Source organism: Shewanella waksmanii ATCC BAA-643 (assembly GCF_000518805.1).
Lineage (GTDB): Bacteria > Pseudomonadota > Gammaproteobacteria > Enterobacterales > Shewanellaceae > Shewanella > Shewanella waksmanii.
Map to the genome: position 1 here is coordinate 107,387 of NZ_JAEH01000001.1, position 22,213 is coordinate 129,599.

16 protein-coding genes are annotated in these 22,213 nt (G+C 44.5%); 7 read left to right on the forward strand and 9 right to left on the reverse strand.

The genetic code is table 11. From position 1 onward, the window contains the following. Positions 1-60: 60 nt before the first annotated feature. The 3 genes from L865_RS0100490 to L865_RS0100500 form a co-directional block, all read right to left on the reverse strand. The gene (locus L865_RS0100490) at positions 61-1,134 is read right to left on the reverse strand and encodes a DUF3083 family protein (RefSeq protein ID WP_028771425.1); all 1,074 of its coding nucleotides are present in this window, start codon (positions 1,132-1,134) and stop codon (positions 61-63) included. 190 nt (positions 1,135-1,324) lie between these two features. Continuing rightward, the gene (locus L865_RS0100495; protein WP_028771426.1) at positions 1,325-2,815 is read right to left on the reverse strand and encodes a hypothetical protein; all 1,491 of its coding nucleotides are present in this window, start codon (positions 2,813-2,815) and stop codon (positions 1,325-1,327) included. 110 nt (positions 2,816-2,925) lie between these two features. Further along, positions 2,926-3,795: a LysR family transcriptional regulator gene (locus L865_RS0100500; RefSeq protein ID WP_028771427.1), complete on the reverse strand. Its 870-nt coding sequence runs from the start codon at positions 3,793-3,795 to the stop codon at positions 2,926-2,928. 122 nt (positions 3,796-3,917) lie between these two features. Here L865_RS0100500 and L865_RS0100505 point away from each other — a divergent pair, with 122 nt between their 5' ends. Continuing rightward, complete coding sequence (locus L865_RS0100505) at positions 3,918-5,060, forward strand: carcinine hydrolase/isopenicillin-N N-acyltransferase family protein (RefSeq protein ID WP_028771428.1); 1,143 nt, start codon at positions 3,918-3,920, stop codon at positions 5,058-5,060. A gap of 127 nt (positions 5,061-5,187) precedes the next feature. Here the strand turns inward: L865_RS0100505 and L865_RS0100510 are convergent, their stop codons facing one another. Continuing rightward, complete coding sequence (locus L865_RS0100510; protein WP_028771429.1) at positions 5,188-6,414, reverse strand: cation:proton antiporter; 1,227 nt, start codon at positions 6,412-6,414, stop codon at positions 5,188-5,190. Between the two features lie 117 nt (positions 6,415-6,531). Between L865_RS0100510 and L865_RS0100515 the strand changes: the two genes are divergently transcribed. After that, positions 6,532-7,386 (forward strand): universal stress protein, encoded by an 855-nt coding sequence (locus L865_RS0100515; RefSeq protein WP_028771430.1) that lies wholly within the window; start codon positions 6,532-6,534, stop codon positions 7,384-7,386. Positions 7,387-7,473: 87 nt separating this feature from the next. Here L865_RS0100515 and L865_RS22765 read toward each other — a convergent pair whose 3' ends face one another. Then, positions 7,474-8,001 (reverse strand): MarR family winged helix-turn-helix transcriptional regulator, encoded by a 528-nt coding sequence (locus L865_RS22765; RefSeq protein WP_084632429.1) that lies wholly within the window; start codon positions 7,999-8,001, stop codon positions 7,474-7,476. Between the two features lie 671 nt (positions 8,002-8,672). Between L865_RS22765 and L865_RS0100525 the strand changes: the two genes are divergently transcribed. Next, on the forward strand, positions 8,673-10,196 hold the full coding sequence (locus L865_RS0100525; protein WP_037470251.1) for an Ig-like domain-containing protein: 1,524 nt from the start codon (positions 8,673-8,675) through the stop codon (positions 10,194-10,196). A gap of 116 nt (positions 10,197-10,312) precedes the next feature. On the opposite strand, the gene L865_RS0100530 is transcribed toward L865_RS0100525, so the two are convergent. Together L865_RS0100530 and L865_RS0100535 are read right to left on the reverse strand one after the other, a co-directional pair. Next, positions 10,313-10,561 (reverse strand): DUF3297 family protein, encoded by a 249-nt coding sequence (locus tag L865_RS0100530; RefSeq protein WP_028771432.1) that lies wholly within the window; start codon positions 10,559-10,561, stop codon positions 10,313-10,315. Between the two features lie 159 nt (positions 10,562-10,720). Then, positions 10,721-12,865, reverse strand: coding sequence for a M3 family metallopeptidase (locus tag L865_RS0100535; RefSeq protein ID WP_028771433.1), 2,145 nt, complete (start codon positions 12,863-12,865; stop codon positions 10,721-10,723). A gap of 464 nt (positions 12,866-13,329) precedes the next feature. On the opposite strand from L865_RS0100535, the gene L865_RS24440 reads away from it, so the two are divergent. Next, positions 13,330-17,460 carry a S8 family peptidase gene (locus tag L865_RS24440; protein ID WP_051484350.1) on the forward strand — a complete coding sequence of 1,377 codons (4,131 nt, stop codon included), beginning with the start codon at positions 13,330-13,332 and terminating at the stop codon, positions 17,458-17,460. Positions 17,461-17,730: 270 nt separating this feature from the next. Beyond that, positions 17,731-18,168, forward strand: a complete 438-nt coding sequence (locus tag L865_RS0100545) for a dCMP deaminase family protein (RefSeq protein ID WP_028771434.1) — start codon at positions 17,731-17,733, stop codon at positions 18,166-18,168. A gap of 61 nt (positions 18,169-18,229) precedes the next feature. Here L865_RS0100545 and L865_RS0100550 read toward each other — a convergent pair whose 3' ends face one another. Both L865_RS0100550 and L865_RS0100555 read right to left on the reverse strand, forming a co-directional pair. After that, positions 18,230-18,727, reverse strand: coding sequence for a peptidylprolyl isomerase (locus L865_RS0100550; protein ID WP_028771435.1), 498 nt, complete (start codon positions 18,725-18,727; stop codon positions 18,230-18,232). A 106-nt stretch (positions 18,728-18,833) separates the two neighbouring features. Then, positions 18,834-19,844, reverse strand: a complete 1,011-nt coding sequence (locus L865_RS0100555; RefSeq protein WP_028771436.1) for a DnaJ-like cysteine-rich domain-containing protein — start codon at positions 19,842-19,844, stop codon at positions 18,834-18,836. 466 nt (positions 19,845-20,310) lie between these two features. Here L865_RS0100555 and L865_RS0100560 point away from each other — a divergent pair, with 466 nt between their 5' ends. Both L865_RS0100560 and L865_RS0100565 read left to right on the forward strand, forming a co-directional pair. Continuing rightward, on the forward strand, positions 20,311-20,898 hold the full coding sequence (locus L865_RS0100560) for a NapC/NirT family cytochrome c (protein WP_028771437.1): 588 nt from the start codon (positions 20,311-20,313) through the stop codon (positions 20,896-20,898). A 246-nt stretch (positions 20,899-21,144) separates the two neighbouring features. Continuing rightward, entirely contained in the window at positions 21,145-22,110 is a 966-nt protein-coding gene (locus L865_RS0100565) for a LysR substrate-binding domain-containing protein (protein WP_028771438.1), read from the forward strand. The last annotated feature ends 103 nt before the right edge of the window (positions 22,111-22,213 follow it).

Below are 22,213 nucleotides of genomic sequence, written 5' to 3' on the forward strand. Positions count from 1 at the left end.
AAATAAAAAGCCCTTTCACTGAATTGCAGTAAAAGGGCTTTAATTTAGGCTTGTAGCGTACTAGCTAGCCTGATTGTAGCTAATATGCTGATGGAAGCGCACAATCAAATCTTGACGAGACTTGTCCAATTCCAATTGCGCAGTAAAGCGCTTTAACGCTTCTTCGACATTGTTCATAAAGCGGCCGTAACCCGCATCTTTACTGTCTTTTTCGCCTGCCACTATGGTAAAGCTCACCATTTCAACTAACCTTTCAGCATCCCAGTGACGAATAAACTGCTGCTCTTCAATGTTAGGATCGAAACCTAACATCTGCACTTCATCGGTACCATCAACTTGGTCGTACTTACTGTTACGCACCAATGGGGTTAATCCATTGGCCACCATAGCAATACGCTTAAGTTGCTTCGATGCTGCCGCATCGACAAAACTCTGTTCCAGCTTTTGGTAGAGCGGTGCAAAATCTTCAGTATTGGCAGGCAAAATAGCCTGCTTTAGCATACGGCTCAGCGGCAGTTTAACGGTTACATAGCAAATTGAACCATGACCTTCAGGTAACGGACAGTTACGTGCTTTATAGCGACGATCGATAGCGCGAAGCTTGTAGGCGTGGGTTTCTTTATTACCTTTGGATTTAGCAAACAAATCGTAGGACAGATGCTGATGATCACGCACTTTCAAAACCAAATTCTGCTCGGGTAATTGCGGCATAAGTTTGGCTACAAAATCTTGTACTTTGGCATGGAAAGTGGCCGAGTTACTGCGAATGTCATTACCGGTAGCTAAGAACACAATGCGAATTTTACGGGCACGGTAATCATCTTGGCTATGCAGTGTTTGCGACTCATGATATTCAGGGTTGTAGAAAAAGATGATCTGCTCGGCCGTTGGGAAACAGTAGGCTTCAGTGTGAAAACGCACCACCGGAAGTTTATCATTGGTGATGACATGCAAATTACGAATTTCTTCTTGATCTGCTAGCGCAAAAATAGCTTGGCTCAGTGTTTGGTAACACGTTTTGTAATCAGGATAGTGCGCTAATAAAGCATCCGTTACTTTAATTTCTGCAGTAATGTACTGATTGCTGCGAACGTCCTTGGGTATGTACACTTTTTGCTGATGGCTAAGGGACATAGATACTCCTTGTGATAAGTTAACCATATGTAGCCTGGTGCAGATGATAACGATAAAATCTGACAAAAATGCTGCGGTGGCACACACTTTTTTACCTGCTGACAACATCATAAGGGCTGAATATGATTTATTACTTAAAAAATAACCATGAGTGAATACTTTTCAAGCACAAAGGGGCTAAACAACATCCCTAAAAACGATAATTTAGCGCTGATACAAACTGGTGTTTGTCACTGCCTTTTTGTCCATACTCCATCGACAATGACCAAGTGCGATTGAAATTATAGTTGGCACCAGCGATGAATGACCACTTATCGATATTTTCCTGGCGAATTTTGTAATCAATGTACTCTGCGGCCCCATCACCAGGCAGCGGAATTTCGTGCTGGCCAATAATGGTCAGATCACTGTCTAAATAACTGGCACCAACATAAACATCGACACTTTGATCTAAATAGGTTGCTATCTGCTTACCCACCCGCGGTGAGATATTCACCACCAGCTCTTCCGCCTTAGCATTTTTCATATCAATGTAGCTAAATGAAATGGGAACAGTCACAAAGTAGTCGCGCCAACCGGCAGCTAAAATCGTCCCTACCGTGTAATTATATCCATCAAGATCAACATCTAATGGTACATAGAGTGAATTATCTTTGAGCGCATCGTAGACTTTTTGACAGACAGGCTTAGGTGGAAAGCCTGAACAGTCTAGCCCGATTTGGTCTATCAAGTCGTTGCCGTCGAGTTCAAACTCAATATGCGCCATACCATTGACTTTACCTATACTGGCAAACACGTTCATAAAGGGAAATAACCACGCATCAAGCTTTAACTGCGGCGACTCAGAGTGCGAGTAATTATTATCGAAAGTGACAAACTTCATCGGCACGCGGCCTTTATCCCAAAAACTAAAACCAGCTTCCAGCTCATCTATGGTCATAGCTTGCTTAGTCTCAGCATATATCAAGCTCACCCCATATGGTTTGGGCAAGGTATATCCTTTATCAATCACATCTTGGGCGAAAAATGGCAACGCTCGATTCCATTTCGCTGGCGCAGTTCTTTCAATTTCTTGCTCTTTATTGGCAACCCGTGCATCGCCAAGGCCAGTGTCGGTCAATGAATGATTTACTGATATGGTTTGTAATTGCAGGCTACCAACAAGGTTAGTATCGGACTCATAATACACATAGGTAGGGTAATCGCTGTTTTCACCGATAAAATAGTGATTCAATACATCACTGCTACCATCGCTCCAATTAGATTCTTTGGCGAAAGCACCACGGTAACCACCATTAGCAAACTGCTCTAAGCTCGCTTTTGACTCAAATATCGTTACTGTTTGATAGTTGCCATACGCTAGGCCTGCGCCTAAATCATATCGATTTACATCAATGTAAATAACCGAACCATCCTGATTATTGTATATGGCGCCTATCCCGCTTCCGCCGCCAATTAAAGGCACCTTTAGCCGAGACATGAAAACGGTTGCATATCCGTAGGAATGAGTCACTTTTTCGCTAAGATTGGGATAAGTGCGACCGAGATTATCAATTAGCTGCTGGGATTGCTGATCGATTGAGCGAGTGACTGCATCTCTTTGGTCAATGGGAACGCTAGTACTGCAAGCAGTTAATAGCAGGGCTGCGCAGCTCGTGAGCAACTGAAAAAGTTTATTCATTGTATCCCCAAAGAATCAGACAACCGCCTAGATTACAAATAATAAACAAATAGTTAACCGCCAGCAACCAACTAGGGGAAAGCGTGTTTAGCGATTGTGCCATTGTCAGCTTAGAACCACTGTTCAATACCCTGCTGGAAAAATCGGTGCACCTCATTTTCAGGCTGGGTTTTCGGCCATATCAAGTCATATTGTAGCTGCATTTTGGTCTTGAGAAACTCCGGCTGCAATACGGTTATCGTCGAAGGCATCTGCCCACCTACAGACCCCAACATGGCCCAACCCACACCAGATTCAACAAGCTGCATCATATTGCTATAACCATTGGCAAAACAGACTGTAGGTGACATTTTGATCACTTGATATAAGGCTTGTTGGTCCGTCAATGATTGACTAAGGATCTGAGTATGCGCCATAAGTTCATCATTACTTACCTGGCGCTTACGTGCTAAAGGGTGGCTTTTTGCGCACACCAGCAGTATGTTCAAATGACCGATAGCTTGGAACTCATAAAACTGACTGTTGCCCTCAACTGTCGGTGTCAGAGCAAGATCCACTTTGCCTTGCCTCACCGCTGCAAAAATATCATCCACCCCCTTACTGAAAACAGAAAAACGGATATAAGGCCATTGCTGCTGCGCTTTACTTACTAATTTGGCAATGGGCTCAAACGCCATATTCTCATCGATGACAATCGTGAAACTTGCAGGCAAACCCAGCGACAACTGACTGGCGTTTCGGCTAAAGCGCTCAACGCTATCGACCACCACTTTCGCGCCGTCATATAAATTTAAACCCGCCTCTGTCAACTGCGGGTATTTACCATCTCGGTCGAACAACAACACCCCCAATTCATCCTCTAGACGGGCGATGTTACCGCTAACGGTCGCGAGATGCTTGCCTACTCGTTTACCCGCGGCCGTAAACGATCCGGTATCTGCCGCGGCAATAAAACATTGCAGTAAGTCAGGCTTGATCATTTTAGTTCATCTCCTTCAGGCAACCCTATGAAAAAACCATAGCAAACCTATTAAATGATATCTAAAAAATTATAGATAATGAACTCGAACACAACAACTACCAATTGATTTGAGGTCACACCATGAAAAAAACTATCCTAGCTCTCACCACAATGGCACTACTTTCTTCAGCTGCTATGGCGCAATCTGTACCAGGCGATAAACTGGACTACTACAACCCTCAACGTGCAGCCCACCAACTAGGCGCCAACGTTGTCGACTACTCAGGCGACAAACAGCCACAGCTGGCTGGCTACTTAGCAACATTACACCGCTTAACCCCTGAACCCATCGTGATTGAGATTGCTCAAAATGCGGTTAATAACAACCGTGCAATCGCACCAAAGTATGCAGAATTAATGGAGCAACAAGCACAAATAAAGGGTGTTCCTGTTCACGAGCTTTACGCAGCAATTGCCCAGGCTGACTGGAACATCAACAAGCCTTTTATCGCCGCGGATGATGATTTGGCATTGCTGCAGTCGGCGGCAGAGTCCATGAATGGTTGCACCACTCTGGCTTTTGCCGACTCTGGAATCGTTGGCCAGAACAACGATATGAACATTGATAACCTCATGGCTGCAGAAACCACAGTCATAAAAACTGATGATAGGATTTTTATTGCTACAGACGGCGGCCACTTTCAAGGCATGGGTAAGCATGTCGGCGCAGTATTAAACTTCATGGGCGAGCCGAGTGCGCCATCAGCCACTGCCGATACACCTAATGTTGTCACACCCGATGCGGTATTTGCTGCTATCACCAGCTCAAAAAGCGTTGAGGAGGCTTACAGCAAGCTGAAAGGCTATACCACCCCAGTTGCGATTAACTTTACCGTCGCCGATGACAGTGGTGATCACGGTGCAATAGAGATGACCACACAAGGTACAAAGCTCATCAGAGGAGAATCCGGTATTGGTCGTGCAAACCACACCCGTGAAATGCGTACAGCCTTTTTAGCGGACAAGACTCTGCTTGAAGCAAACCAAGTATTTGCCGATACCTTTGCGCGTGAAGATAGCGCCAATAACTTTATTAACTTCGCCAAAGAGCGCGACGTAGCGGGCATGCAGTATATCTTGGAGCAAAAGCCAATCAACATTACTAAGTATGATTCTGACTTCGTTACGGTTGAGTCCATGGTATTTGATACTAAAGCCGGTTGTGCCTATGTGTCGGGCGATAACCCTAAATTTGGTCAATATACTCAGGTATGTTTCGAGTAACTTTGCACTGACACTGCTATCAGCTCAAGCTACCTATCAGCCCAGCATCAGCTGGGCTGACTGCTCAAGCTCAATGATACTTACCTACCATGCGAGGGTTCGTCTCGGCCATGCAACCCCCACCCCGTTAACTTTTTTTGTCTCCTGCTGGGAGCATTGGGTGACGATGTAGCTGGGTTAAACTCCACTTAAGCAATATGGGCCCAACTAAGGTAGTGATAGCAATAATCACCACCAATTCAGTAAATAGCTTGGTATCTATAATGCCAGTTTGTAATCCCAATTCGGCGAACACTAAGCCAACTTCACCACGCGGTACCATCGCACTACCCGCAACCGCTTTCGCTTGCCATGCTTTACCCGCAAACCAGCCACTGACCAGTTTGCTTGCTATTGCCAACACCGAAAGCCACAAGAGTAAAAGTACCCCTGCCGCACTGAGATCCAATTGACTCAAATCGAGACGGATACCAACATAAACAAAAAATATCGGACCAAACACCTGCACCAGCGATTGGCTGGAACGCTCCATGCTATGGGTAAACTTAAACGGATTGACTAAATAGCGGTTCACTGGCGACACAAATTGACGGCTCAAGGCAAGGCCAACAGCAAACCCGCCCAACAATGCTGGCGCGCCAAACAGATGTGCAAGCCAAGCAAATAGACAGATGAGCGATAAGGTAATGATCACCTCATAGCCCGCTTTGTCAGCCAGTGGCTTCAGCCCTCTGGCTAAATAAAGTAGCCCTCTAGCTAAAGGCGGCGCGATGGCTAAAAATAGCAACAACTTAGCCATTAGCCACAATGCGCTAATCGCATCAAATTGACCTTGGCTGGCAAAGTTAAATAGCAAGCTGAGTAAGATCACCCCCGCGACATCATCAATGACTGCCGCGCCCAAAATGGTGTGTCCCACTGGGGTTTGTGACTGTCCGGCACTGGCCAGTACACGCAAAGAAATGCCGATACTTGTGGCAGTTAAGGCGCAGCCCAAATAGATAGCAGTGAAAACTGAGTCGGTTAACCACAACACACTGCTGAGTGCGACCACAATAAAAGGCGCCACAATTCCAACACAGGCAATTGCGACCGCAGGCCTTCCTGCTAGGGCTAAATGCTTAATCGATGTTTCGCAGCCAATGGCGAACAACAACAAGATGACACCAAGCTCAGCCAATACCGCTAAGGTTGGGTCTGGGGATATCCAATTGAGTACAGTTGGACCCAGCAACAAGCCAGCTGTGATTTCACCAACGACGGCGGGTAGGCCTAACTTTTCAAATAAGCTGGCAAGTAATTTGCCGAGGAGCAGGATTAAGCACAACGAGATTATAAACTGTTCTACAGCCATTTTTGCCTCGCCCGCACAGGGGTATTGCCTAATTATCGTGCGATTTAGTGATAAAGATCAAGCTGTATCTTGGCGAATTTAGTTATGTTTAAACTGAGGCAAAAGAAGGAGGTATGCATGGATAAGCTCTATATCATTGCACAAAAAGACCAGCAGCAAACCGATGCTGTTAGTTCAGGAATTGCATTAGCTCAACAGCTAAATTTACGTCCTGAAATTGGTGCCTATAGCTATGAGTCTTTAAGTGGTGATGCCTATGATCACGATGTTGCAGACTCGGCGCAGGCTCAGGTTATGGCTGCCGACAAAGCCGCCATAGATGATCTGCTACATCGGCTTGATGCCTGCCAAACCCCCATCACTCAAAATTGGTGTAAACACCTTGCAGAACATGCCTGCCAACATGTTAGGCCTGAGAACTATGCCATGATGCTCAAATCCATTCACGAGTCAGAACAATTCTTACCGGCTGACTGGCAACTAATCCGCAATACTCAAGTCCCGCTAATGCTAATGAGTAACAAGCCACTGAATAAGCCAGAATCAATATTGATGGCGGTAGACTTAGGCACCAATAAGCCTGATAAACAACGACTTAACCAAGCCATCATCGCACAGGCTAAACGCCTCGAAGCAGCCAGTGGTTGCCAACTTCATTTAGGCTTTGTAGTACGAGTGCCTAAAATTTTGCGCGATATGGACATCGTCAATACCCGCACCTTGATAAAAGACGCATACGAAAAATACCAACAGGCAATTGCAGAAACGGGCCTAGCGCGCGACCAAGTGCATATTTTGGCTGGCAACGCGGATATGTGTTTGTTTGAACTCAGCTGCCGTTTGAAAGCCCAATACTTAGTGATGGGGATTCATAAAAAACAAGGCATTTTTGGCCATATTATTGGCAACACTTCAGAGGCGATTCTCAGTCGTATGCGCAGCAATATTTTAGTGGTACCGAGCACCCGCTAACCATAAGCAATTAAGCCAAACACTCAGTATCAATATGCAAACAAAAAAGCCGCCTCAACAGGCGGCTTAAATTGAATGATAGATTCGCTAACTGCGGCTCGCTCCCATAAACTGCACGCGGTGTGGATACACTAGCTCACCGCTGTTCATGGTTTTCATAATGCGCTGCATCATACTATCGAGTTGCTGCAAATCGGCAGCAGACAGTGCTTCAACCATCTGCTTTTCACGCTGATGCAGCACCGGCATTATGGTTTCCACCAAAGACTTACCAGCCGCAGTGAGGGTCACCAGTTTACTGCGCTTATCCTCAGGGTTATCCAATCTATCAATATAGCCCTGTTTTTGCAGCCTAGTGAGCACCTTAGTTAGCCCCCCAGAACTAAATAACATGCTTTGATACAGATCTGTCGGTGACAGTGTGTGCGGGGCTGGATTACGACGTAAACAGGACAGTAGATTAAAATCGGAGCTTTGAATACCGTATGATTCAACACACTCTCTGATAATTTGAATAAAAATATTATTCACTTGGGTCAATCGCAACAAAGCAGGGTATGAAGTTTGCGCACACTCGGGCCAATTCGCTTCATTTAACTGCAAAATGTCTTCCATGCACTTTTCCACTTGCTCTACCTCTCACTTTTAATCTCTGCTCCAGATTATATCTTGCTAGAAAGATGAATGCCATCTAGTATCTTTCCAGAAAGAAGCTTTCCAGAAAGATACTAATTAAGAATTTATTCGCTACGCCAACACGGCAATCGAAAATGACGACGATTGAGTAGCGCTAGCAGGTGGTAAAACCGCCGCAAATATTGCGTATAACATTTTATATTTATTCAATATTTGGCCGATTGAAATGTATTAAACATCTTCTACGGCAAACAAAATTAACCGCCATTAACCACAATTTTCTAATGGTTAATAGCACGAGTAAACCGAACAATAACATGCCGAGAACTGCGCCAGTGGATCGGCAAAAGTGAGTGCCGGGTCACAACTGGGCCCATTAAGCAGCACCGATTGTCATTGGACAAGGTCGGTAATTGCAGACGGTAATGATGCTGGTCAATCGCCTCCATACCAGCAAACAAACCATGGAATGCTATGCACTCTCTGGGTCTAGCGATACACATTGCTGCTTAAAACAGATAACGCATTAGGCCCTCGCTGGCCTAATTTTGCAGCAACGTAGACCCGACAGTTGGTCACCGCTAAATGGACACCAACTGGCTTAATCAATGCCGTCAAAGAACGGCATATTTAACAAAGAGAGTGATGAAATGGGATTATATAAAACAGCATCATTAGCCATGCTGATAGGACTCACTGTGACAGCATGTGGCAGTGATGACTCATCAGACAATGACAACAAAGCGCCTGTGGCCGTTGCCGATACAGCAACCGCATGGGTCGGAACTGAGGTACGTATAGATGTACTTGCCAATGACTATCACCCCCAAGGCCTGCCAATCAGCATCAGTGAATACAGCATTACCGAAGGCACTGGCGAGATAGACCAACAAGGCGATCTTTTGCTTTACACCGCTGACGCTGCCGGCACCACAATCATTAACTACACCATCACAGACCCTCAAGGGGCGAGCGATTCTACTACCGTTACCGTCACTATTAATGCCCCTGATGAAGGTGTGGCTGAATATGTGGGTTCGCAAAGCTGTGTATCGTGCCATAGCGACAAACAGACCTTCTTTGAAACTGGGCATAACTTTAAGCTGAACAAAGTGGTTGACGGCAAAGCACCTGAGTATCCATTTAGCTCGCTTGAAGGTGCCGTTGAGTTAATGTATGGCGCCAATAACAGCAGTGGCATCCCCACCGACTGGAGTGATATTAGCTATGTTATCGGCGGCTACGACACTTGGGCTAACTTCTTAGATAAAGATGGTTATATCTACACCGGCACCGGTATTGCCGTGTCAATGCCGCAAAATGGTGAAGACATCTCTATTAACCATATGCAAGGCTATCTTCCGGACGCAGCACCGGACTCTCAAGAGTTTGACTGTGGTATTTGTCACTCGACTGGGTGGAAAGATTTTACCCCAGATTCAGATCTTAACCCTCACCGACAAGATGATCTAAAAGGCTTTGGTGGTACCTACAATCAACCAGGCATTCAATGTGAAGCTTGTCATGGTGCGGGTAGTAAACATATTCAAACTCAATCGGCTGACGATATCTCTCGGGTTGCAACGGGCAGACTGACTGCTGATTTAGTCAAAGACGACATGGGCTTTGGTTTGGCAATTTCATGCTCAGAATGCCACAGTAAGAAAACTAATCGTCACTACCCCGACTTTGTCAGCGAGCACAACCAAGATTTTGGTGGCGACAGCATCGGCGGCCGCACCATCCCTTACTTTGATGGTGGCCGTGTTGCTGGCGATGCCATGTTAGGGCTCGATGCCAACACGGGTGAGAGAACCGGTAAAAAACATGCAATGGCCTGCCATACCTGTCATAACCCGCACAGATCCAAAGCGAATGAAGATCAGCCAGGTCATGAAGATGCGTTGATTAAAACCTGCCTTGATTGCCATGGCGAGAAAGAGTTTAGCCAAGGGCTAGAGGTCCATCAGTACGAAGCTAAATGTACCAGCTGTCATATGCCCAAGAGCCAACACTTCTTTAGAATCAACTTGGAATTTGCCTCAGACAGCCCAGAGAACTTCTCTAAAGATGGTAAGTACGTGCAGCCATGGAATGTGGCCAAGGATAGCTGTGGTAGCTGCCACCAAGACTACGACGAACGTGCAGCCTTAATTAAGCAAATGCACAAATAAGCCAGCCGTCATTCGTCCAATAAAAAACGCCGCTTTGATTAGCGGCGTTTTTGTCGGTCATTCTCGGTGGTGTGTCTAAGCGTCTAAACAACAAAGCAACTGTTAGCTATCGCCTTTTACTTGTAAAAAGCTTCCACAGTACCTTTGATAGTCATCAGCAAAGGTTGACCACGACGGTCCAACGCTTTGCCAGCTGGGACTTTTACCCAACCTTCACTAATGCAATACTCTTCAACGTCAAAACGTTCTTTACCGTTCACGGTAATACCAATATCGTGCTCAAAAATAGCCGCAACGTGGAATTTGCTTCGTGGATTAACAGAAAGACGATCGGGTAAAGCCGGTTGTGCACTGGTGTCGTTCATGATCATGCTCAAATAGTAAAAAGAATCGACGGCTATTGTAGGCAATCACTGACCTTTGCTCAAGACTCTATATCTGGGCCTAGAAACAAAAATCCGAGTTCATTGTTAAAATGAACTCGGATTGCCACCTAAAGCTTTAATCACAGATATCTTAAAGCGCTAGTTGATACCGCGACGCTTAAGTAATGCTTCAGTGGTTGGCGCACTACCTTTAAAGTTTTGGTAGGCCTCCATACCATCAACGCTGTTACCCACCTCTAATATGGTGCGACGGAACTTGTCACCGTTTTCACGGTTCAATCCACCATTTTGCTGCACATACTCAAATGCATCTGCCGCCATAATTTCACTCCACATGTAAGCGTAATAGCTTGCAGAATAGCCACCAGCAAATGTGTGTGAGAAGAAGGTTGAGCGATAACGTGGCGGTACTAAGTCAATATCCACCCCAGTATTGGCCAACGCTTGTGCTTCAAAAGCTTCAACATCTTGCAGCGGCAACTCATGGCTAATGCTATGCCATTGCTGATCTAACAGTGATGCCGCCATATACTCTAACGTATCAAAGCCTTGGTTAAACTGCGCTGCGGCGATCGCTTTGTCCAACAAAGGCTTTGGAATCGCCTCACCTGTCTGATGGTGCTTGGCGTAATTGCTTAGCACTTGGGGATCAATCGACCAGTCTTCTTGGAACGTAGATGGAAACTCCACCATGTCGCGCGATACGGCGGTCCCCGCTAGCGAAGGATAGTTAACGTTAGACAATGCACCGTGCAAACCGTGGCCCATTTCATGGAACATAGTGCTGACATTATCAAAGCTCACCAGTTGTGGTTGCCCTTGCGCCGCTTTAGGAATGTTCATCACATTCACGACTACAGGTTTTTGCTCAAGCAAGCGACTTTGGCCAACAAACGAACTCATCCAAGCTCCGCCACGCTTGCCTTCTCTTGCAAAATAATCAGCAAAGAAAATAGCTAACGAATCGCCATTATCATCGAAAATCTCATAGGCTTTCACATCAGGGTGATATACTGGCAAATCAGGGCGAGGCTTGAATGTAATACCAAATAGCTGGTTCATGGTATAAAACACGCCTTTTTCTAGCACATTATCAAACTGGAAATACTGCTGTAATTGGGCTGAATCGATCGCGTATTTATCTTGACGCACCTTTTCGGCGTAATACGCCCAATCCCAGGGTTTAACGTCAAAATCACCGCCTTGGCGCTCGATCATTTGCTTAATGGCCGCGGCTTCTTTTTCAGTGTTAGCTACCACGTTTGGCACCATCGCCGAGAACATATCAATCACCGCATCAGGAGTTTGCGCTAAGGTGTTTTGTAATCGATATTCAGCCCAATTTTCAAACCCAAGCACGTGGGCTTTTTGAGCGCGTTTTTTGGCGAGCTTAGCGACAATTTGACGGGTATCGTTATCACCTTGGTTAGCACGGTTAAACGACGCTTTAAACACCTTTTCACGGCTATCGCGGTTATCTAAAGAAGCGAGTACAGACTGACGCGTGGTATTGGAAAGTTTCAGCGCATACTGGCCCTCTTTCCCCTGTTTAGCGGCTAAAGCGGCTGCATTGGAAAGTGCGCCGTCTGATAGTCCGGCTAGTGCGGCTTTGTTATCAAAATACACAAACTGCTCAGATAAAATTGCCAATTGCTTTTGACCAAACTCATTCTGCAGGCTAGCTAAGTCTTTATTCAGTTCGCGCACTTTGGCTTTGCCTTCATCGTCTAAGGCTGCACCGGCACTAATAAAGCGCTCATAGGTAATTTGCAGTAAACGTGCAGATTCACCGTCTAAATTAAGCGATGCCTGTTGGTTAACAAGGGTTTTTACCTTGGAAAATAATTGCGCATTGAGATAGATATCGTCCCGATGACTGGACAGCATTGGCGCCAACTCAGTTTGTAACGCTCGCATCTGCTCGTTAGAGTCTGTACCGGCAAGATTGTAAAACACGCCCGAAGCACGCTTTAATAATGCGCCACTTTTTTCCATCGCGACAATAGTATTGTCAAAGCTTGGCGCTGCACGGTTATTTGCAATGGCTGTTATTTGTTGTTTTTGTTCCGCAATGCCCGCCATGATTGCGGGGCGGAAATGGGCAAACTCAATTTTTGTAAAATCAGGAGTTTGATATTGCAGCGTGCTCGCTGTCATCAATGGATTTGCCGTAACAGCTTGTGTTTGTACCGCTGAATTATCATTTTGCGTGCTTGTCATCGCACCGCCAGCACAACCTGATAGGGCGACACAAATCCCTATAGCTAACGTGGTTCTCAACATATTGCTTCCTACTTTATTATTATGAATCTAACCCATTACAACTACCTCAAATGGAATAGTAATCAAAGTAGACCAAAGCACAATAGTGATCTCGATCACACCCAACCAGAAGTGGTACGCTGTTTACAATAAAGCTTGAGTATAACCGCAGCTACCTTGAGCCAATAAAATTAGTCTTCTAAGCAATCGACATCCAAACTGCTATAGCAAAAACCAGCCAAATGACTAAATCGGTGTCATTTAGCTATCAAGCAGCCAGAATAAGATATAAACACTAGTGATTAGCACCTGTATAGCATATCCCTCCAATGTTTAATTCTCCGACAAAACCAGAGCATACGCAAAGCAATAATTGTTAATTGATTTAACAATTACCTTTGGGTATCCTCAACGCCGATAGGATATCGTAAACAATTGCTATTAAACACAAATTTTAGAGAAACCTAAAATAACTAGGGATGGGTATGAAATTAGCTATACTGACAATTGGCTTATTAACTTTTACTTGTCAAGCCGTAATAAAACCAACGTCAACTTCAGCACCGCAAACGCCGACTGTAAGCAATACGGCAATAAGCCAAAAGCTTAGTACTAGTATTTCCTCTCCACAACAGCAGCAAATACAGCGCTACTTTATTGAGTTAATAGACGATGATTTTTCTAGCTCTTATAAGTTAACCACTTCAAATCAACAACTAGTAGATGTTCGAGCCCGACAGCAGCAAAGCCTTGTCAGTGGTTTAACCGCTAAAGTACCGAACTTTACGTTAAAGGCACAACTGAGCAGAACCCAGAATCTCATTGTGGCCGAGTTTTATGAACAAGACTTGGACAAGGTATTGAACGACCCCGCTGTCCTACGTGTACATCCCAGCTATGATCTGAAAATTCAAGTCTCTGATAGCATTCAACAAATTAAAGCAGACCAAGTTTGGAATCTTCATGGTGAAAACACGATAACCGGAGAAGGTACACTTGTCGCTGTAATTGACACAGGTATCGACTACACCCACCCAGACCTTGGAGGCTGCTTAGGTTCGGCTTGTAAAGTGATGGGTGGCTATGATTTCATCAATGATGATAATGACCCGATGGATGATGAAAGTCATGGTACTCATGTTGCGGGAATTGTCGCCGCAAACGGTAATCTAAAAGGTGTAGCTCCAGACGCCAAACTGCTGGCATACAAAGCATGTAATGAATGGGGGGATTGCCCTGATTATAAAGTCATCCAAGCAATCGAAGCTGCCAGTGATCCTGACGGAGATCCATCAACTAATGATGGTGCGGACATCATCAATCTCAGTTTAAGTAGTAATCATAAACCTACAGAGCCACTGGAAAATGCCATCAATATTGCCTCAGATTCGGGCATTTTAGTGGTTATAGCTGCAGGCAATAACGAGGAATCTGGCAATTTTCAAATACGCTCACCCGGCAATGCTGAAAAAGGGCTTACCGTGGCAGCATCATCAGGTTTAGACGATATTGCCGACTTCAGTTCAATAGGGTACGCCAAAGCGAATGGCCACGCGAAACCCGAAATTGCCGCACCAGGAAGCAATATTAATTCCACGACACTAAATGGAGATTATCAACACCTCAGTGGCACCAGTATGGCGGTACCTATGGTAGCCGGTGCAGCAGCGCTACTATTATCAAACAACAACCAGCTTACGGGAGCTGAATTAAAAAGTTTGCTCATGGCAAATACTATCGACTTAAATAAACCCTTTAATCAACAAGGAACTGGTATCGTTGATGTATTGAATGCTGCACAATCAGCAGTCGTAAGTGACACTGCCATTATTAATCTCGGTTGGCAACATCAACGCTCGAGTAGTACAAGCTCTCACAACATTGAACTTAAAAATCTTGGTAGTGCTCAAAAAACTGTTTCTTTAAGCATACGTAAAGATGATGACAACCCCATCGATTATGTACTTTCTAGCCAGTCACTGACATTAGAACAACTCGAACAAGCCAATATTAATATAGCTATCGATGTGCCTGCTAATTTGCCTAAAAAGACTTTGGACAATCCAGCTTACATTGCATGGCTAGATATCATCACCGATAACCAAACAAGCGCTATTCCGATTGCCCTTATGCACCCTCATACAATCACAGTGCAATGGCCAGATTTCCAAAATAATATTGTATACTTTGAGTTGGTAGATAAAGAGCATGGGGTCATCGGTAGCTACTTAGGCGCATATGAGAGCAGTCAACACATTTTTCCTGCTGATCCAAGTGAGTACGCTGTTATTATGTACACATGGAATAATTATACTGGATTGCATTATCTTGGTGCATTGTTAGAAATAGAAACGGATTCTACAGCGACGTTTTCAAAGTCACTGAAATGGCATCCTGTAGAGTACGATATCGTTGTTGATGACATCCATATCGATCAGCAAGGCCGCTTACCTTCCCCCTACGAAGCCTCAACGATGTTGGTTTTACCTAGCTACAAAAGAACACATTTTTCAACGCAAACCGTTAGGCCATTTGCAGAGGCGCTTCCACAACTTTATATTATACCTCCATCCGACGAGATGTATTATGATAGCGTCGTCAACCGAAGCTTTGACCACATTGGCGTTAAAGATATGGCGTTGCCTCAACGATTAGATTCTGCAAGCATTCAAAGCGATGGCAAAGCGCTGTTTTCAATAGCAGAAAATGATATTCACAAACTTAATTTTGCCTATGCTGACAATGAAATTCAACCTTCTGGAAAACTATCACTTAATCATTATTTTTCGTACCTAGACCCGTCAATAGGTATTTTTCCGACAGGGGGAACCTATTTAGATATCAACACGCCAATTCAAACGCGCCAATTAACTGTATCGCCGCGGCCTGATAAGGGGTTTAGTTATGTAAGTAGCTCGCAAGATTATTCCAGTTACAGCCCAAACTCTAATGAAGAAGACTATGGTTACCGAACCGCCCAATATCAAATTAATTCACCAAATAAGTTAACGCTAACAAATACAGTCAGTACTAAAGAGACTTTAAAGGAGATTGAATTTGAAAATTACCAGTTCAACGTTAAAGTGGCGCACACATTACCAGCCTTTAAAGCAAAGCTCATTAATAAAAATAATCAGTATTTCCTCAGTTTTGATGAAGCTAATAGCACCGCCTTGTTTTCTGATAATTTATTAACCCATTATCATGGGCAGGTTCAGTTTACTATTGATAGTCCCCATCACCAAACTAGTTGGGAAATAGGAAATAGCCAATTTACCTACCAATATAGTCCTGAGGCCCTAGGTAGTATCTGGCTAGACAGTGAGTCAACTAATGGCCACTTTGAGTTCGATCAATATAGAATTGAAGGCACACCTGTCTTACTTACAGCCACATTAGACTATGACTTAACTGCGACTGATTTTTCACCACCAGTAATTGAAGAGCTAAGTATCAAGACCCTCGGTGGGGAGCATACTCACTTGGCAAAAGGAAGCGGTGAGGTTCATCTAACAGTAAATGATGACAATATCTTCAGTACCGCAATATTCTATAAACCAAGTTCAGAATCAGATTGGTTACTGCTTGCTGAATCCAATACCAATCACGCCTCGGGGCAACTGAATTCGCTGCCAGAAGCCAGTTATGACTTAAAAATTGAAAGCAGTGATGTAACTGGCAACAAATTGACCTATATTGCATCACCTGCTTTTTTTGCATCAAATGACTGTCATTACGACATCGATTGCGATGGTCTCTGGAATCAATTTGACAATGATTCCGATAATGATGGTGTTAACGACGATGAAGATGCATTTCCTTATGATAATCAAGAATCGGTCGACACAGATAATGACGGCATAGGTAACAATGCTGATAACGATGATGATAACGACGGTGTCGCTGATCACGAGGATGCTTTCCCGGTTGACGCTAGCGAATGGGTCGATACCGACAGTGATGGCATAAGCAACAATGCCGACACCGATGATGATAACGATGGCGTGGCTGACACTGCCGATATTTTCCCACTCGACGCTTCAGAATGGCTAGATACCGACAACGATGGTATCGGTAATAATGCCGACAATGATGACGACAATGATGGCGTTGTTGATTCAGAAGATGCGTTGCCGCAAGATCCAACCGAGTCGGTTGATACTGACAATGACGGTATAGGCAACAATGCTGACACAGATGATGATAACGATGGTGCAGCTGATACTGCCGATGCTTTCCCACTCGACGCTTCAGAATGGCTAGATTCTGACAGCGATGGTATAGGCAACAATGCCGATACCGATGATGACAACGACGGCGTAGCAGATAGTCTAGATGCCTTCCCACTTGATTCGACTGAATCTGTAGACACTGACAACGATGGCATTGGCAACAACACTGATACCGATGATGATAACGATGGTGTTAGCGATACCATTGACGCCTACCCACTCGACCCATCACGTTCAAGTAACAGCAGTTCAAATGGCGGTAGTGGTAATAGTGATAATAATGACAATGCCGATTCAGGTGGCTCTGGAGGGGGCAGTATGAACTTCTGGGTTATAGCGTTAGTGACATTAGCCCTATTTAGAAGACGTAGCATGACCAGGTAATTGGCACAGTATACAGTAAGGGGGATAGACACCTCTTACTGTCTGCCCTACCAGCCTACAAAGTTCTAGCAACATCAGCTTCTACATCGGCTCTAAAACAAACCACACTTCACTCACTACACACCTTAAGCCTTTGTAATAGCGTAAACACATTTTCACTAAACGCTGTTTTTAACAAATTAAGCTTTACTCCCCGATAGTAAACAGCTCAAAATAGCGCTTAGGTAAGTTAATTGATTTGAAAAGCATAAATTTAGGAGTTTCAAACAAATGATGACTAAATGGGCGACACGTTTTTTACAGATGGCCGAGCTCGTTGCATCTTGGAGCAAGGACCCCTCCACACAAGTTGGCGCGGTGATCACCGAAGATAACCGCATTGTTGCACTCGGTTTTAACGGTTACCCTCACGGCATATCTGATAGTGCTGAGACTGACAACCGTGAAATGAAGCTGCTCAAAACCCTACATGCTGAAGAGAATGCCATTTTATATGCTAAGCGAGACCTGAGTGGCTGTGAAATTTGGGTCACCCATTTCCCCTGCCCCAATTGTGCGGCGAAGATAATCCAAACAGGACTAACGGCGGTACACAGCCCACAACCTAGTGAAGATTTTCTGTCACGCTGGGGAGATAAAATTAAGATAAGCCAAGATATGTTTGACCAAGCTGGAGTCAATGTCGATTGGTTGCAGGTTAACAAGTAATAGCAACCTCGCAAGCAGTGGTGCTGCCGATAAATATCTGCAGCACTAACCATCACCACATTTAATCCATATTTACGCTAACTTTCTCAATAATGATAGGCTCTCGGGGCACATCATCATGACCTAGTATTGATGTGGTTCGAACCCGTTCTATCTTCTTCACCACATCCATTCCGGCGGTCACAGCGCCAAATACAGCGTAACCCCAACCGGCATTAGTGGTTGCCCGATGATCCAAAAAGTCATTATTTTCAAGGTTGATAAAAAACTGTGCCGTTGCGGAATGTGGCGCGTCGGTGCGAGCCATGGCAATGGTGCCTTTAATGTTCTTTAAACCGCGATTGGCCTCGTTAACAATAGCAGCATGGGTAGGTAATTCTTGCATGTCGGCATCGAACCCACCGCCTTGCACCATAAACCCTTTAATGACTCGATGGAAAATCGTGCCTTCATAAAAGCCTTCGCGGCAATAACGCAAAAAGTTCTTACAGCTTACCGGCGCCGTTTGCATATCGAGCTCTATCTCAATATCGCCGTAGTTGGTGGTAAAAGTGATCATAAACGCTCGTAATTAGCAGTAACTATCTAGCCGTTATTATACCTTAACCAGCAGCCTTTTAAGTTCGTAATTAAACACGGTTGCCTATTTCCCCCGCCGTGCAGACTTAAAAATCATCGCCGTCATGGCCCATTTCAGCGCTATAGTCACTCAAATTACTGTCCTGCATGGCGCTCTCTTCATACCAACTTTCTGTATTGCCAGCATGCTCAGCTGCTACATGGCTACCAGTGTAACAAGCAGCGTAAGCACTCAATTGCCCCTTGGCAGAAGCATGACCCATAACAGACTTGTGTGGTGAAACAAGCTTGCCCTTTGGCACCTCGATGCCTTGCTGCTTAGCCTGCGTCCTAGTTTGCGCTCTTGCTCCTATTCTCGCGGCATATTCAGGACTCACCCCAGAGCCATGGCATATTGAGCAGCAACAGCCGTTTGAATAGGCTCCTAGGCCATCACAGCTAAAACAGCGCCCCCGCTTAGTTACGCTAGGCTGCGCCGCAACTGAATGAGGAGCTAATGTATTACTATGGGTTGGGCTAACTGAAGCAGAACCTGTAATTTCAGTACCTGTAGTTTCAGTGCCTGTAGTTTCACTGCCAGGGAATTCAGCGACAGAAGTGAATGACTCAGCCATTGATGGCTTGGACTGGGTTAACTCGTTATCATCAAGCAGGTAGTTAACCAGCGTGCTATAGCCTTGCACACTAAGCGCCTTAAGCACATCGACACAACCATTGAGAAAGTACTTCAAGCTAAAGTGCAAGTGATCAACCACTAAACAGTTAACTATGGGCAAACCATAGCTAAACTCAACGCCCACCTCATGCTTTTTGGTCTGAAAAGCACTCAAACAAACAAAGCTATTATCCAAACGTTTGTTGATAAAGCCCAGTTCAGCCTGAATAACGTCTAACACAATTGGCTCTTGCTGCTTAAAAATCACATCGCCAAAGTGCAATATCAACATCTGCTCTTTCACTACGCAGCTAAATTGATAACGTTCAAATGAGAAATCAACTTGCACAGCATCTTTTACTCTTGGGGCTATGCCCCACTGGTGCAATAAAGCCGCCACCGTGTACGATGAGACATTGTCACTGGCTATAAAATCATTCATCGGTACTCGTTTTCTCGGTCATGTTGTCAGGTAACATCTAGAACTGTTGTTGACTTGAAGCAGGACATAAAGCTGACATGCCACTTCAGTTTGTGCCCGCCAGCCTATGCACTCAAAGCGACCTAAACAAGCGCAAACTTTAGCGAATCTTGATATTAGCGACACAGATCAAATATTGCTTAGGCTAGTCAACATCAGCTTAACTTTACCTAAATAAAACGACACAGTTGACGAACAAGCAGACTACGCAAAATAGGGAAACGCCAAGCGCTAATCTCGCCACTCAAATCCCGTCAACGAGCAATTAATTCATCAAATACTAATAAAAGTGATCCAAATCGATTTTTAATCGCTATTGTATAGCTGTACCAATCGTTAAAACTGGTGCTTTCGGCGGCGATGGAAATGAATGCATTCTCAGGCTGACAAGATAATCACAATGCTATTGAAGGCGGGATCGACTGTTATGCAAAAACTCAAAGCGCTGCTTAACACAATATGGCAGGTCATAAACAAACCAAGTGTTCACTACAGCTTAGGTTTTTTGGTTATAGGCGGTTTTATTGCGGGGATCATTTTCTGGGGGGCATTTAACACTGCGCTAGAGATGTCCAGTACCGAAGAGTTTTGCAGTAGCTGCCACCAAAACGTCTATCAAGAGATGCAGCCGACTATTCACTACTCTAACCGCAGTGGCGTTAGAGCAACCTGTCATGATTGCCATGTCCCCCATAAATGGACCGACAAAATTGCCCGAAAAATGCAGGCATCCAAAGAGATTTGGGCACATTTAGTCGGTTCGATTAACACACCAGAGAAATTTGAGGCTAAACGTCGGCAACTGGCGCAACACGAATGGAACCGCTTAAAAGCGAATAACTCGTTAGAATGTAGAAACTGCCATGAGTTTGACTACATGGACTTCACCGCCCAATCTGAACGCGCTGCCGCAATGCACTCAACTCACTTAGCATCAGGAGAAAAAACCTGTATTGATTGTCACAAAGGCATAGCACACCAACTACCTGATATGGCTGGCGTTGAAGGCTGGTGATATCAATTTAAGCAAATAAAAGTGCACTAAACAGCGAGAATGATGATACAAATGTAAGCACTTTTAACACTGAATCACTAACTTATCTAAGGCCAAATTGCCTAGATCAACATCGCAGCATATGATGTGATCTACTGCCAACAATTTTCAGCAAAATTTACAATTCACACCGTTAACCGCTCTATATTAGATATCTATGTGTTATACATAATCCATGGTATTCCTAATTAACTTTGAGTTTTCATTATGCTGAGCAAGTCTTTAAAGAAAATATCCGACCTAGATGTTTTTAGCCTAATTGTATTCAAAGTGCTTTACGAGAATGGCTATGCCAATAACACCGCCAATGAGCTGCAAGTCTCCGCACCTAAGGTCAGCCGCTGTTTAGCGTCGCTTCGAGCCACATTTGACGACGAGTTATTTTACCGTCGACAACAAGGCCTAAAACCAACACCGCTAGCAGAAATGCTCTACAAACCTATTTGCGATGTATATCAAACCATTAGTCAATTAGAGCAAGTCGCTCAATATGAACCTGCCTCCGATACCGTGCCCGTTATCAATATTGCTGTGGCCAAAAATATTATGACTAGCCTAGCCATCGCCATTGAACAACACCCTAAAAATGACGTACTGGGAAAAATACGCCTACAGCAATGGGTGCACAATTCTCAAGAGTGGATTCACAATGGCGAGGTCGACTTTGGCATCGCATTAGAAAGCTGCCAATCTTCCGAGCTCAGTTGTGAGTATATCGGTACCCATACTAAGCTCTATTTGGCCGCCAAAAAAGATCACCCAATATGGGATAATGACACCACGATTACCTTAGAAGCAATTGCGAACCATCCATTCACATACCTCGAAAGTAAGGGGTTTAACGATAGAGTCGACCCGCTGGAAATGTATTGTAAAAATGCGCGTGTCGATCTGCTTGAAGTAGACAAGGTCAATAACAGAGAAGAGTTAATTAGCCATTTATTAACAATGGGTAGCGTCGCCTTCACCCCCGCTTTAGATGCGCAGTTTTATACCAATATTCCCACACTCAGAACAGAGATTCTCGCTGAAGAACAGTTTAGTAAGTTGCATCAAGGCTTAACCGCACCACAATACTATATAATTGAAAAACAAGAAAAAAACAGAAGATATAATGAAGAAAGAAGACAAATACTATTCGAAATCGTTACCAATTTACTCCAATCATCATAACTGCTCACTAATTTAGGTAACCAAATTTCAGTAATTGCAATTATTACTTTCAATTATCGAAATTTCGGTGGCAGAATCTTTAATTTTCAGTCACAGACTTTAT